7 protein-coding genes are annotated in these 15,618 nt (G+C 50.9%); 2 read left to right on the top strand and 5 right to left on the bottom strand.

All coding sequences use genetic code 11. From position 1 onward, the window contains the following. Nucleotides 1–2 precede the first annotated feature (2 nt). Nucleotides 3–158 carry a hypothetical protein gene (locus AACQ38_RS20510; protein ID WP_158536420.1) on the top strand — a complete coding sequence of 52 codons (156 nt, stop codon included), beginning with the start codon at nucleotides 3–5 and terminating at the stop codon, nucleotides 156–158. Nucleotides 159–560: 402 nt separating this feature from the next. Here AACQ38_RS20510 and AACQ38_RS20505 read toward each other — a convergent pair whose 3' ends face one another. From AACQ38_RS20505 to AACQ38_RS20485, 5 genes are all read right to left on the bottom strand, one after another. Beyond that, nucleotides 561–836, bottom strand: a complete 276-nt coding sequence (locus tag AACQ38_RS20505) for a hypothetical protein (RefSeq protein WP_165578966.1) — start codon at nucleotides 834–836, stop codon at nucleotides 561–563. Nucleotides 837–1,224: 388 nt separating this feature from the next. Further along, a complete protein-coding gene (locus AACQ38_RS20500; RefSeq protein ID WP_242685635.1) occupies nucleotides 1,225–8,262 on the bottom strand; it encodes a TcdA/TcdB pore-forming domain-containing protein in 7,038 nt (2,345 codons plus the stop codon). 236 nt (nucleotides 8,263–8,498) lie between these two features. Next, nucleotides 8,499–10,658: a type I secretion system permease/ATPase gene (locus tag AACQ38_RS20495; protein ID WP_165578965.1), complete on the bottom strand. Its 2,160-nt coding sequence runs from the start codon at nucleotides 10,656–10,658 to the stop codon at nucleotides 8,499–8,501. Continuing rightward, entirely contained in the window at nucleotides 10,658–12,046 is a 1,389-nt protein-coding gene (locus AACQ38_RS20490; RefSeq protein WP_011147339.1) for an HlyD family type I secretion periplasmic adaptor subunit, read from the bottom strand. Before AACQ38_RS20490 ends, AACQ38_RS20495 begins: the two co-directional genes overlap by 1 nt. Beyond that, the gene (locus AACQ38_RS20485) at nucleotides 12,046–14,166 is read right to left on the bottom strand and encodes a type I secretion system permease/ATPase (protein ID WP_165578964.1); all 2,121 of its coding nucleotides are present in this window, start codon (nucleotides 14,164–14,166) and stop codon (nucleotides 12,046–12,048) included. Before AACQ38_RS20485 ends, AACQ38_RS20490 begins: the two co-directional genes overlap by 1 nt. A gap of 378 nt (nucleotides 14,167–14,544) precedes the next feature. On the opposite strand from AACQ38_RS20485, the gene AACQ38_RS20480 reads away from it, so the two are divergent. Further along, entirely contained in the window at nucleotides 14,545–14,682 is a 138-nt protein-coding gene (locus AACQ38_RS20480; protein ID WP_207631941.1) for a hypothetical protein, read from the top strand. Nucleotides 14,683–15,618 lie beyond the last annotated feature (936 nt).

Raw genomic sequence — 15,618 nt, 5'->3', positions numbered from 1 at the left:
TATTGATATATACCCTATGGATTTCAAGATGCATCGCGGCGGCAAAGGAGCGAATCCCCGGGAGCATAGATAACTATGTGACCGGGGTGAGTGAGTGCAGCCAACAAAGAAGCAACTTGAAAGATGACGGGTATATTAATGATTTAACCTTGATATGATAATCCGGTATATATTGTTTATATCGGATTATTTTTATTCACATCTGACGTGGTTCCGTATATACCCAATGGATTTCAAGATGGATCGCGACGGCAAGGGAGCGAATCCCCGGGAGCATAGATAACTATGTGACCGGGGTGAGCGAGTGCAGCCAACAAAGAGGCAACTTGAAAGATAACGGGTATAATAATTGCAACGTAATGTACTCAATATATTGAGTACATTAAATATTATATGAATTCAGTAAATAGCTTTCTGAAAGGCAGTTGAAATAGGTTAATAAGGAAAATTAGGAAATATCATTATTCATGATAAAAGCAAAAACCCCTTTATTTTCAATGGGGTTTGTCAGCGTTATGAAAAAACCTCTAATGAGGATTTTCAGTAGAGTTTATCTTGCTCTACGTTCCTTCGTAGTAAGCGGAGTAAGCTTTACGTCCATTATATAAACAAGGTTTAACAACCCCTTTAAGATGCCATGTAATATTTATACCGTTATGCATTTGTGTAAATACGCTAGCAAAATTGTTATCAGGATTAACAACATATCTAGTATACGCCAAGCCATTATAGCCTATATTCTGATTCGGACAGAGAGAAAGATGTGCGTTTGCAGTCCCAATTCCTCCGATTAATGCTGTTGCTAATGCTCCAACTACCAATGATTTCTTGAACATAAAAATTTTCCTTTAATATTTTAATAACTGTAGTCATTTTATTAATTTCACATTAAGTGTATCGCTTTTATAAAATTTGTCAAAATTTTAAAGTTAGAAAATATTTATTTTAATCTTGTTAATATTGGGGTTTTATTTTATAAAACAGGAAAGTATTTGCTGGGGAATATAAAATTACATGTAATAATGCATGCTAAATCATCACATGGATTATATTTCAGTTTTAAAATCTGCTTATATTTTTCATTTTAGATTAGAAATCTAACTTCTTATTTACAAAAACTTCTCCCATAATATTAAGGCTCCCTGCCGATTAGACTGTCTCCAAAAGGCACAATTAAATGGACAGAAGGAGCATTTCGCCCCTTCTGTTATTTCTCTTGTTACATTAGGAGGGCAGTGATGGTGCCAACATAGTCTGCGAAGCCTGACGGATTCGCGGCAGGTGTTCGCGGGCAGCGCCGGTATCAGGAAACGAAGCCATAGCCCCGCTCAGTTTGGCTAGGTTCGGTCTTTCCGCCCCCGGTACTGCGTCAACGGCATGGGTTGTGATGACAGGTTGCTTGCTGGCCCAAGACAGTTCCACCAGACCTTTCTTGGTGTAACCTCGCTGGGTAAAGCCTTCGACCAGGTGATCCACGTTGATCACCGACGAGGAACCTTCCAGCTCGATTTGTAAATGCCGATGGGCCATAGCCTGACTGCCAAATACCTGACGTACCATCAGGGCTGTTCCGTTGCTGGAATCGGTTAACATCAAGTCGTCATCGCGGCGATTCACCAAGATGCTTTCCGGATCAGCCAATGGTAGGATCAGGCGGTCCAAGGCTTGGCTCCGGTCGTCGTTGTCGATGACTATCGTATGGTAATGGGACCACATCGCCTTGCTGAGGCGGTAGATATCGTTATCGGCTCCGCCATGCAGTACCACGCTGTCGACACCATCAATGAGCGGTGGCGTCAGATCGTCTTTGCTGTCCTCTACAATCCCGCCTTGAAGCAGAAGGGAAGAACCGATGCGCTCCACGCTTGTGAACTTATTGAGCATCTGTGCACTGTCGTCCTTGATCTGGTACAGCGCCTGAGTCATCGGGCTGTACATATATGCCGTCTTTTCACTGGCGGCGATCCCCATAAAGCGCAGATTGTTCGAGACAGGGATGCCATTACTCCAAAATACCTGACCGCTGCCAATATCGAACCAGCCTAGCGCATTGTTGTCCTGCAAGGTCAATACCCCTTTGACCTGCCACTGGTTGGCGAGTTTGGCGAGTGCCTGTGGCAGGTGGGTCAGGTTGTTCTGCCGCCAGCCTTTGTCAACGCCAACTAGCTGCAATTCGCCGTTGTTGGTTCGCAGCAAGATCTCGCCCTTGACCGTAATCAGGCGCATGCCGGTATCGACTTGTTGCGCTGCCTTAAGATGTAACTCGGGTGTCAACTCACTGGCAGAGGGAAGTTGTGCCGAGGCGCTAAGTATCTGGCCGGTGCCACCAAAAGCCGCGGCTAACGCATTCGCGGTCATGGCTGGTTGGCGATATAGCTTGCCGCTTTCGGGTTCGAAGAGCCGCGCGGAGGCGCCATCTGTTTCGAATCCCAGAAATTGCAACGATTTGCCCTGTAGTGCCGCTGAAGCCACCACTACTTGGCCGTTGTGGTACCACACCGGCAGCAGGCTATTGCCGTCGGTGCCCTTGACTCCAAACACCGCCAGAGTGGTGCTGCCGTCGGTGATGTTAGCCAGATCCTGCCACCAGTGGGTACGCCCCTTGAGCCAATGCTCGTTAACCGCTTCATAGTTAAGCTGCCCCTGCGCGTCGAGCCGGGCCACACGCCCATCTTCGGTGATGGCGAGCAGGCTTCCGTTCAGATTGACCAGATTAGCCAACGCTGGCGTGTTGATGCGTAATGCGCTGGGATGGTTGGCGTCGAGAACCATCTGTCCGGGGCCTTCCTGACGGAACAGAACTTTTTGTTCCTTGCTGTAAAAGAAGAACACTTCCACTTCCTTGCCGCCGGGCTGAGGCATACTTCCCGCTAGCACTAAGTCGGCCGGGATCGGCCAGGCACTGTGGGCCTGTTCGTGTGCTTCGAAGTGCAAGGTCCGATCCGCCGGTGGTGCCAGATTCGGTTTGATCAGCGTACCATCGCCGGTGCGTATCCAGTAGCGATGTGCCACGCCAGCCGCATCCACGCCGAACACCGTGACCAGCGCCGCACTGGTCGGCTGGATCAACCGTGCGCCCAGCGTATACATCGGAGTTTCACGTTGAATGCTATTGTTCTCGTAGCCTTGGAGTATAGTTTTGAGCTCATCACTATGCAGGCCGGTACGGGCCGAAAGCTGGAGGAGCGCATCATCACCCACCGCACTGACCAACTCCATTCGGTCACCGAGGAGCCGATAGCTCAGTTCAGCTTCCTTCCCTTTTAGCTGATAACGGCGCGCCAGATAGACCGCATTCCCCTCTTGCCATAGCCGACAGATCTGGCCTGCACTCTGGTTGAACCAAGGCTCAAACTGAGCGTCGACCTGTCCCGTGGCGATGTCTACCCGCCATGCCGCCGCATTATCGGCGTCGTAGAAATAGGCATGGTCGCCCATCACTGCACCCAGTTGTGCATGCCTGGCTTGTTTGTGGGGGGTGTCGGTGAACAGCATGCGGTCTTTGGCTACGTCGTAGAACGCCCGGCCGACATTTCGCTCGTTGTATCTGTAGTTCTCCACCACCACGTACTGCCCGTGCAACTGATGCGCCTTGGCTAGATCGCTCAGATGCTGCTCGATGCTATAGCCCGGCACCTGCCACTTGCTCGCATCTTCGCTTACCACCTGAGTTGTCAAGTTGGAGAAGTCAACTTCGCGCACCTCGCCCTTGCAGTTGACTACCAGCACTTGCTCTTTCCGATCTGAATCGAGTTCGACCACCACTCCACCAACGACCAGCCGGTTCTTCGACACACTGATACTGTCACTGGCGAGCTGGCTGCTGTCGATGATCCAGCGTGACGGCGCACTGCCGACCAGATTATGTGGGACATCGCTCGTGAGCTTCACGCTGGCGCTTTCGTTCAGCCCGATCAGGTACTCGCCACCGGCACCCTTGATCTCGTAATGCAGGTAGCCATGCAATTCCTTGGGTAGCTCGGGCACTATCAGTTGCCAGTTGCGCTGGTCGAGCACCACTTCGATTGGTGTCGCCATATATTCCTGATGAATCCTACGAATCGTCACCTCCCCCGGAAAGATGTAGAAGTCGTAGCCGAATCGTTTATCCTCTTCAAGCCTGCGGATCACATCAAAACCGGCATCGTGACGCGTAGTTGCGCTAGGGAGCTGTATGTATTCGTAACTGATGAAGGACTTTGGGGTACCGGGCAGGATCAGCACATTGCTGTCACTGTGGTCGAGTTTGTGGGAAACGTCCTTGTAACCGATCCCGCTGCGTACCTCGATTGCTTGGCTGCGGTCACGGACCATCTTTGGAAAATCGCCGATCCAGAAGAAATAATTGATTCTTCCTGAACCGGTAGAGCCTGAATGGGTGCGGTAAATGTACTGACTGTCGAAGTCGATCTGATGCTTTCGCAAATCCAGCGTTTTGATCACAGCCCCGGCCAGAGGCACCAGCACTTTCTTCTCATTATCATACCGATAGCCATTACCTTTGTACGCCTTGTCGATTGTATCAAAGTAACGGCCTACCGCCTTGGCATCCTCGGCGACCACACCAAAGGCTTGCGCCAGTGCCGTAAAGCCTACAGCGAGCCCGCCAAGGATCACTCCTCCAGAACCGAGCACAGCGCCTGCTGTTGAGGCACCGACTAAACCAGCCCCCACTCCGGCTGTACCTGTGACGAAGCTAGCCGAGTCAAACGCAAGCTGGGTACCGAACACCGCCTTCTGTACATCGTTCTCAGCGTGAGCCAGCTCATAAGCATCCAGACCGACCATTACGCCGCCAAACAGCATGCCTGCGCCTTCGTTGACGGTGTGCCCCAGAATGGAGGTAAAGTCCTTGAGTGAGGTTTCGGCGGCCACCACTTCGCCGCGCAACGCCGTACGCACCAGTTCGGTGACCTTAGTCACCTCCTGCACGCCACCGTGAGCCATCTGGACAAGATTGAGATAGCTGTGGACCTTGAGCGCGGTGGCCAGATCAGGCGAAGCGATCCCACGTGCCGCATCATTGCGGTTCTTGTCGGTAAACCATTGGATCAATGACTGTATCGCAAACCCGGCGTTTAGCCCATCAACTGGAGCTGCTTCGCCGATACCGCCTTTGGGCTGTATCTGGCCGTGTTCGAAGGTGAAATGTTGGCTTAGGGTGAGCACATGTTCATCGACAAAGCGGCGGAATTCGATAAAAGTGGCATCGCCGCTGCTCACCCAACGGGTCTCCTCGGGTTGGTCGCGATTGATGAACTGGATTCGATAGTGGCCTTTGCCTTGGTCCTCGGTATTGCCAATCACTGGCATCCAGCGCTGATCAAGGTTGTTTTCTTGGGCGATCCGTGTACTGGCCTCGGCGAACCTTGATCCCCACTGTTCGGCATCGAGGGTCGCCAATGCCGTGTGCAACCGGGTGTCCTTGGCAATCCGTACTTGGGTGTTAACCGCTTGCTCAACCTGCCGCCGTTGCTCTATGACCGTAGTGAGTTCATCGGGGCGAGTCAGGTCGGCCACGTTCAGATCGTTACCCACCGGCACTTTTGCCATCTTACTGGCATCGATCTCCACCAAGTTGAAGATAGGGGTCAACTTGTCGCCAAGCGAACCGTAGTGAGCTGCTAGCTTGCGTCCCACCAAGTGGTGCTTCATGGCTTCGAGGAAGCGGCTTGTATTGTTGAAGGCAAAAATTCCGACATTCGGATCATAGAAATAGTAACGACGTCCTTCGAGTCCGACCATACTTCCTACCATCATCGAGTGATTTGGGGTATTGAGCGCGAACGTCGAGGTCTTGGTCGCCTTTTTCAGCAGGGAAACCACTTCGGACAATGTAACCTGTCCTCTTGTTGTTGACGCCTGTACGGCCTTAAGGTTATCGGAGTGCAATTTGATCAGACTGTTTTTCAGCAGCGTGGAACTGCCTGCGTGGGGATCGGCGGCTGCCAGAAACAGTTTTTCCACCAGATTGTTGATACCCGCTTCGCCGCTGTTAGCCAGCGCCACCGCCATCGCCCTGACCAAGGGATAGCAACGGCCGCCGGACTTGTCGCCGACCAGCGACAGGTAAAAGTCCTGTGGCACCAGACGGTCGAAGCTACTACCAGCGCGGTGAAAATCCTCGCTGTACACCGCCGTCCACTTCAATACCTTATCGATGTATTCTGCTTGACTGGTTTCAGTGATGTGAGCACTCAAGGCACTTTGTTGCTTGGGAGTGAGCTGGCCTTTGAGAAACAGGATCTTCATTTCCAAGGCTGACATCCTGTCGTACATTCCAGGGATGCTAATATCGCGGAAGTTACGCTGACCATCGGTAAACGCGGTGCCATGCACACGATGTTGGTAAGCATCGGCGATCACATAACGCTCGCCGATGCTACTGGTGTGCTCCAGTCCACTGTTCTGGATGGGCGTATTGTCGATCCGCACCACGGCAGCCATGCCGTCCTTGGACTTGATCTGCTGCCATAACCAGCTTTGTTCGACGAAGCCTGCTTCACGCAGAACCGTATTGTATTGCGCCTTGTAATACTCCAGAGTGATATTGATCTGTTTTATCTGTTGGTCGATCAGATTGTGCTGAGAGGTATTGCGTTGCTCCTCATAGAGTTTGCTTCGTTTGTCTACTAGCTGCTTGATATCTGCGTTGATCTTGTCGTCAACTTCGGCATGTAACTTAGTCCACGCGGCAATTGCTGGATGATCAGGAGAAAATTCACCCTCTGTGTATACACCGTCGGCGATCCCTTCGACTGATACCCCGAATTGGGTAGCGATTTTCTTTAGTTGTTGGTGAATTTGCTCACGGTAAGTGGCGAATTGAGCTTGGTTGCGTTCAGTCACTTGACTGTCTGCGATCTGGATAGAGAGTGGTTCCTCGTCGCCATGTAACTTTAGCCGAAGCCTCTGGCCGTCTTGCTGATACTCTTGGCGCTGGAACACCAATTGCCATTCGTCATTGACGTACTGCATGTACGCCACGGCGAGGCTGTCGGTGGTGGCAGCTACCCGGTAATCTTTGTCGTCTACTGCCATCACCACGTTATCGTATAGCAATGAACTGTTGACTCGGCCATCGTGGTAGACCCGGTAGGTATTGGCATCGAGGCTGGTCACTACCACCGAGCCACCCGATAGCGTCCCGGTAAATAGAAAACTCTCCGCGATCGCATGCTTAGGAATATCTACGTAGGCTGGTGACGCATTGGCCTGATCGGCGCTGTCGTAGTCGAGAAAATACGCGGGTATGCTGTTAGCGCCTGCTGCTACATCATCATTAGCGCTTCGATCGGTGTATTCGAGCTCGTACAAGCCTGATTCGATTTTCACTAGCTGGGCGTTCCCTTCTGCTGGGAAACTCCCCGACCTGATTAATGTCTCGGTATTGATAGTGTTGGATTTGGCGAACAACACAGGATCGGCGGCGAACTGATGGATATCGGCACTGACCTGACGAGGCTCAGAATCGCCACTCATTGGTGCCAGCGTCCCCTTGAGCTCGCTATCCCGTAGTGCTTGTGAGAGCAACGCCGGGTTGTGTACATCGTACCCGCGTGTCTGCAAGGTATGCGTCAGGGCCTTCTCGATTGGAATATCGGTCAGCAAGGACTGTGTACCTGCTGCCGCAATCAGTTGTGCCCGGGACTGACCGTGACTGCTCGATCCGCCCGCGGCCGTTTCAGAGTAGGAAATGCCCTTGCCCACTCGATACATACCTGTCGGGGTGTGTTCGACAAAGGCTGTCGCCGGTAACAGTTCGCTAAGCTTTTCGCTGATGGTTTGAGCATGCTCGATCCCGGCTTTGGAAAGGTAGATCACAGCTTGGTCGGTACGGCTGCCCAGATTTTTCGGCCCCATGATCTTGGCCTGTTCCAGCCAGCCGCGATTGTTATCATTGAACAATTGGGGCAATGCCCGGGCAAGCAAGTTGAAATGCGCCTTGTTAACGTTGATGGTCAGTCGTGCACCAAGCTTGCCGCGGGTGCCATAACGTTGCGCAAAATCCTTTGGCAGCATCCGGAAAGCTTCGGCATTGTTTAGGGCGTCATCCGTTTGCAAAGATAGCGCTGTTTTCTCATTACCTTGCACCAAAATGTCGATTGTTGTGATGCGTGTTGCCAGTGTCTTGATATAACTGACAAATGCCTGTTGCTCGCTTTTGTCGAGGCGACTGATGCCGACCGGTCTGTCATTACTGTAGCGCCAATAAGCGTTGCTCTCCAGCGCACGTTCCAGCATTTTCTGTTGCTGGAACAATTCGGGACTCCACTCGCGACCATTTTCACGGAACCCCTTCTTGATCTCTTGGACCAGCGTTTGGATTTTCGGTTTGCTCCTCATCTCTCTAAAGGTCGCTTGTGCAGACGCGAGCAGTGATTGATAGTTGTTACTGGGAATAATGGTTCTCCTTAGGAAAATCCTACTTTGATATTTACGGATTACAACGCTTCAAGAATGGCTGGCTATGGCGGACACGGCTAGCCGTCTGTGATCTAAGAATCTTTCATCTGCAAGGTCCACAGTCGGGCATAAAGCCCGTTCAAGGCGAGTAGTTGCTCGTGGCTGCCCTGTTCGACTACCTGACCTTGGTCGATCACCAGAATTCGATGGGCATGGCGCAGGGTATTAAGGCGATGGGCGACGCTTATCACTGTGCGGCCCTGTGCAATGCGTTGTAGGTTGGTCATGACTGCCGCTTCCGACTCGTAGTCCAAGGCACTAGTGGCTTCATCCAGTAGCAATATTCCCGGATTGGTCAGTAGTGCTCGGGCTAGGGCGATGCGTTGGCGTTGCCCCCCGGAGAGTTGGCCGCCACGCTCGCCGACTTGGGTCTCATAGCCTCGGTCTAGCGCCTTGATGAAACCATCGGCACCGGCCAAAATCGCCGCTTCATACACTTCCGCATCGCTGGCCTGAGGCCGACACAAACGAATGTTTTCGGCGATGCTGCCGGCAAACAGCACGCTTTCTTGCAGTACGACGCTCATGTTGCGGCGCAGCGCCACCGGATCTGCGATTGCCAAATCTATCCCATCCACCAACACCTGGCCGTGCTGAGGTACATAGAGGCGCTGCAACAACCGAGCCAGGGTGGATTTGCCCGAACCGGATGGCCCTGTGATACCGATGAATTCGCCGGGATGAATCTCGATGTTGAGGTTGCGTAACACCTCCTGACCATCCTCGTTGTAACGAAAACGCACACCTCTGAAACTTACTCTTCCCTGTAGCTTGGGTACGGAGGCCAGACCGCCATTGCCGCTTTCCCCCTCCTCATCAAGAATGTCGCCGATCCTGCGCATTGAGATCAGGGTATGCTGGAAATCCTGACAGACTTGGGCCAGACGCAGAATTGGCTGGGTCACGTGTTCCGAGAGCATGTTGAAAGCGACCAGCTCCCCTGGGCTGAGTTTGCCCTCCATTACTAGAGTAACACCCCACAGCAGTAGCAGGGCGGAGGTTAGCTTCTGGATTAGGTCGATTCCCTGACCAGCCAAGATCCCCACCACTTTGGCGCGGAATGAGGCGCGGACGAAGGCAGATAGCTGCCGCTCCCAGCGGTGTAGGAAGCCGGCTTCGGTGGCGTTGGTTTTGATGGTTTCAATGCCAGTGACTGACTCGGTAAGGAAGGCGGTGTTGTCGGCCCCTAGCTCGTACTCTCGCAATACTCGGGCACGCAGTATAGGCCCGACACCTAGCCAGAACAGGAAATAGAGCACGAGAGAACCGAGCACCAACCAGGTTAGCTCGGTGGCGTAGGAGAACATCACAGCGACAAACAGGCCGATGAAGGCCAAATCCAGCACCATAGTCAGCGCTGAACCGGTGAGAAATTGGCGGATCTGGTTCATCTCGCGCACTCGGGCGATGATCTCACCGGTCTGACGCTGTTGGAAATAGCCCATGGGCAAGGTCATTAGGTGCTGGTAAAGGCGGCCGGAGAGCTCCGAGTTGACCTTACTGGCGAGGTTGGTGAATAGCCAGGAACGAAGGAAACCATAGATGGGCTCGAACAAAGCCAGAGTCAACATGGCGATTCCTAGCACTTGCAGGCTCGATAGGCTGCGGCTAACCAGTACCCGATCGATCACGTTCTCGAACAGTATGGGGGTTACTAGGGCGATCACCTGTAGCATCAGAGACACTAGGATTACGTTCCTAAACTGGCTGACATGTTTGCGGATGGAAGGCACGAACCAGCCGAAGCCAAACCGCTGCCGTTTCGGCTGCTCGGTCGCCTCCGCTAGCAGTACGGCGCTGCCTTGCCAATGGCTCGCGAAGAGGGTTCGGGGATAGCGACATATCTTACCCGTACTTGGCTGATACAAGATAATGAGCTCGCCTTCGACTCTCTCTAGCACCTGCCAGCCCTGTTCCGTATCCAGCAGGATAGGAAGGGGCACGGTATCGAGACGGCTCATATCTGTGGAGATGTGGCGTGCCCTCAGGCCGATCCACTGGGCGCAGCGGCATAGATCTTGGCTGTTCGAGACCCCTTGGGTGCGTCCGAGACGATGGATCAGTTGTTCTGGTTCCACCGCCAAGTTGAAATGGCGGGCGGCATGGGTCAGGGCCAGCAGGCCGCCATCCGCTACCGCCTTGGACGTGTCGACGGTGATCGGTTCCGACAGAATAGATTCGATGGTTGACATTATCGTTCCCTCAATGCTTCGGACTGGTACTGTTGTAGTGGGCTGAGTAGGTAGTCGATCACCCGCCGATCGCCGGTGCGGATTTCCGCGGTGATACTCATGCCCGCCTGTAGCGGTACCTCATGCTGGTCCACTGCAATAGAGGAGCGCTCCATCTGTATCTGTGCCGGAAATACCAAACCGAGCTGTTCATCCTTGACCGCATCCTTGGAGATGTGGGCGACCTTACCCCGTATAGTGCCATAGCGGGTATAGGGAAAGGCGTCGACCTTAATTTCCACCGGCTGACCGGCGTGCACGAACCCCACATCTTTGTTCAACACCATCACTTCGGCTTCCAGAGGGGTATCATCGGGCACGATCACCATGAGTTGCTGGGCCGATTGCACTACGCCTCCCAAGGTGTGGATCGCTAGCTGCTGCACTACGCCGTCGACCGGTGTCCGCAGGCTTTGCAGCCGCCGCCTCTCACCGGCCTTTATCAACTGTTGTGTCATGACCGCGATAGCGGTCTGAGTTTCGTTTAGCTGGTCGTAATATTCCCGGCGGGTCTTGGCTAGGTAGCGCTCCCGACTCTCTTTCAGTACCTGATATTGCTCCTTGAGGACGGCCAGCTCGGCATGCTGTTGAGAAAGGGTGCGTTCGATCTCCAGCTTCTCCTTCTCTTGCTCCAGTAGCTCGACTTTGGGTAACAGCTTGCTGGCGGCCAAGGTACGACGGGCTTCAAGGCGCACTTTGATATTGGTCATCAGCTTTTCCAGCGCGGTGATATCGGCGTTACGTGCACTCTGGCTCGCTTGGTTGACGCTCATCTCGCTGTCCAGGCTTTCTAAATTGGCGACTACCTCTTTCCAGATGCTGACCAGATGCTCTCTGGCCAGCTCGACCTGTGCCTGTGGCATACCTTCCTGTACGGAGAAATGCTCAATGGGGGTATCGGTTAGCAGAGCCTGTAGTCTAGCCATCTCCAGCCGTTTGAAGTTAAGTTGCTCCTGTAGCTCCTTCAACTCGGCTTCGACGCCTATGGGGTTGAGTTTGATCAGCACATCCCCAGTCTTCACTCTTTGTCCGTCACGTACGTGAATCGCCACAATCTCGCCGGCTTCAAGGGACTGAATCACTTTAGAGTGACTGGATACCAGCAGCCTGCCTGTCGCGTTGGCATGGATGTCTAGGTGACCGATGATGGACCAGAGTAGAACCACCAACAGAAACAGGGTCAGTGCCATTGCCGTGCACCTTGCCCAAGGCGCGGGAGGTCGTTCAACGATCTCCAGATAGCCGGGCTGAAACTCGTACTCGTCGCGGGTGCGCTTCGTCGCTTTGGGCGCGTTACGCTCCTGCCGCCAAGCCCGGAGGACGGTTTTTAGGTGTTTCTTGAATGACATTATTCCGCTTCCTTTCGTAATTCCTGTTGCATCTGCCACAGCTTGGCGTAGCAGCCGCCCTTGACCAGTAGTTGGTGGTGGTTGCCTGATTCGGTGATAAGGCCCTGCTCCAAAGTGATGATGCGATCGCAGTGACGCACCGTGGACAGGCGGTGGGCAATAATGATGACGGTGCGCCCTAGTGCGATCTCGGCCATGTTGGTTTGGATCAGCGCTTGGGATTCGTCATCGAGGGCACTGGTCGCTTCGTCGAAGATCAAGATCTTGGGGTTAGCCATCAGCGCACGGGCGATGGCAATGCGCTGGCGCTGCCCTCCCGATAGGGAACTGCCGGCTTCGGCCAGTACCGTGTCATAGCCCAGAGGTAATTGCAGGATAAAGTCATGCGCGCCTGCCAGCTTGGCGACGGCCATCACTTTCTCCAGCGAGGCGGAGGGGTCCTTAAATGCTATGTTGTGGCGCACGCTACGGTTGAACAGGTAGTTCTCCTGTAGTACCACCCCAATCTGGCTACGCAGGTAGCCGGGGTCCAGCCGGTGTAGGGGAGTACCATCGATCAAGATCTCCCCCTCATCCGGAGCGTAGAGTTTCTGTAATAAGCGGGTCAGCGTACTCTTACCTGAACCGGAGGGACCGACTATGCCCAGCTTCTCGCCGGACCTGATATGCAAGGTAATCCCCTGTAATACTGGGGCTTGATGGGGCTGGTAGCGGAACACCAAGTTGCGTATTTGCAGATCACCGGAGAGTGGTTGCTGAGGCCGGATGTTCCCCTGTTCCTGCTCGACAGGCAGGTTGAGTATGTCACCGAGCTTATCGACGGCGACTCGGGTTTGAATAAACTGTTGCCACAGGTCGATTAGCTTGGCGATGGGTTGGTTGACGTGGGACACCATCATATTGAAAGCGATCAGTTGGCCTATGGTGAGCTCCAGAGCGATCACCATGTTGGCACCCAGCCAGATGATCCCGACGCCGGTCGTCTTCTGTAGCAGCATAACCCCGTGGCTGATGAAGCTGTTGAGGGTTTGAGTGCGGAAACCAGCTTCGACCATGTTTGCGGTTTGGGATTCCCAGCGCCGTTGCATCTTGGGTTCTACCGCCAGGCTCTTAATGGTTTCAGCGCCGCTGACGGACTCGTTCAGGAATGAGGTATTGAGGGCCGCCGTTTGGAACTGTTGTTCGATGCGCTGTTGCAGTGGTTTGGAGCTCAGCCAAGCTAACAGAAAATAGAGGGGCAATACCGCCAGTACTACACAGGTTAGGGACGGCGACAGCCAGGCCATGACGCCGAAGAAGACAAAGGTGGAGGCGAGGTCCACGCTCAGGGTTAGCATGGAGCCGGTCAGGAAGTCACGAATGCTATCGAGCTCCTGCACTCGGGTGATGATAGCGCCCACCTGACGGTGCTTGAAGTAAAGCAGGGGCAGGCCGAGTAGGTGCCGGAACAGCTTGATCCCTAGGGTGATATCGATGCGGTTGGCGGTGTGGGCAAAAAGGTATTCGCGTAGCCCCCGGAGCACCACCTCGAACAGCCCAACCACCACCAGTACTATCACCAATACCTCTAGGGTCGACAACGCCTTGTGCACCAACACTTTGTCCATTACCACTTGGAAAAACAGAGGGGTGACTAGGGCAAGTAGTTGAAGCATCAGGGAAAAAAGCAGCACCTCGCCGAGGAGGTGGCGATGGCGGATAAACGCGGGTATAAACCAAGAAACATCGAACCTGAGGGAAGCTTCCCCTAACCGGATCACCTCCCCGCTCCATCTGGCTTCTAGCTCGTTGATGGAAAGTACTTCGGGTGAAACGGCATAAGGAGACTGGATCAGGGCCTGATCAGTGGAAAGGCGCGCTAATACAATAAATCCTCCCTGTTTGTCGCGAAAGGCCAGAGGCAGTAGCTTGGGAGTCAGTTTGGGGAATTTTAAACGGCATAATGCCAGATCAACATCATGTGCCTTGCCGTACTCTTTTATCGCAGGTTTCAGTTTGTTATGGGAGAGCAGAGGCTGTGGTTCCTGAGCTTCACCTTTAGCTAATTGCAACAATAATCGACAACAGTTAAGCGCAGATGACAATGTATCTGCATCGGCGGATATATTTTCCCTATTCATTGTAATTTTCCCTTACGTGATTCCGTTCTCACGTTGTTAACATAAAAAAGCCTTTCCGCAACAAAATGATGTATTGCAGAGTCAATTAATAATAATCTGTATTAAGAGCATAGGCTTTAATTCGAATATATGTCATTTTCATAGGTGGGTGCAAGCTAAAGATAATAAAATGGCAGTCAATTAATCAATATTATCCTAAAAATGTTAATTGGTCATTGCTAATTGGTTATTGCTAATTTTTCGTTATTAATCGGGGCATGGTATTCAGTATCTGAATATATTGGATTGAAGTCAGGTATATCCATTTTTATTTTTTTTGTGGCGGATGAAAAGCCAGAGTTCATAAGCATAGCACCGTCGTTGGGCTGGGAACGGGCCATGCCTGATACTTCTCTTGAGTTGATTGCGATACCGGGTAACCATTTTAGTTTATTGGAGGATAATGAGAATAAAACCGCTTTGGCTCAGGCGTTGAATAGAGTGCTGGCAATTAGTTTTGAAAGGGCGGTGGCGTGATACTAATAAGTAAGGAATATTGGATAGTTTAAATAACAGAATTGATGATTTACATGTAGGTTATTTAGTCAAGTTTTTGCTATTGTTATTGGAATTTAATTTAATCTGGCTTTATTTTTTTATGAATTTTCTTTGCTATATATAAAAATATGTTTCATTGTTATTCTCATGAATTATTAAAAATAATTAATGTAAATTTTGAAGATGGCCATATACTTTCCATTGTTAATATTGACCAATATAATGTCTATATATTTCTCTGCTGTCTGGAAATAAAACAATATCAAAATAAAACTATAAATTAATAAATTTCTCAGGGCATTACGTAAATTACTTTGTAGAACGATTTACTTGGGTGATATTGACTTGTAATTAATGATTTATTTCATATATTATTGTTTTATAACAATAATGTTTATTATGAGATAGTGTGTAATAAAGCCATTTCTAGTTTTAAATTGTTTCTTTATGGTATTAAATATAATCACATTTATATCGGCTTGATAATCTTATTATTATAAAAAAATATAATGGATTTAATTTGAATTTGTATTGATTCGTTTACGGTATTTACATTAACGATATTATTTATTTGTTGAAAAATAGTGTGTTATGAATTACTTTTAACCCAGGCTTATATTTTCAAATAATTGAATATATAGAGTGGCTTGTAAATGTTGAATAAGTTACATTTGTAATTGAGATATTAGTTGATTATTAAGATAAAGAATTTATTTTATAAATAATTATCAAAGTAAACTTTTTTATAATTGAGGGGTGATTTATTCGTTTTATCTTTGTAAATGTCTAATTTTTTTGAAATAATTTCAATTAGATATTAATAGGAAATAGATAAAATACAGTGGTGATTTGGTATTTATGCATAATTAAATGCAGTTAACGGTTCCATTTTAAATGATGGAATTCAATATTAGC

The organism is Photorhabdus sp. RW14-46, assembly GCF_963887965.1.
In the GTDB taxonomy this organism is placed as follows: domain Bacteria; phylum Pseudomonadota; class Gammaproteobacteria; order Enterobacterales; family Enterobacteriaceae; genus Photorhabdus; species Photorhabdus laumondii.
This window is presented reverse-complemented; position numbering and strand designations above follow the sequence as displayed.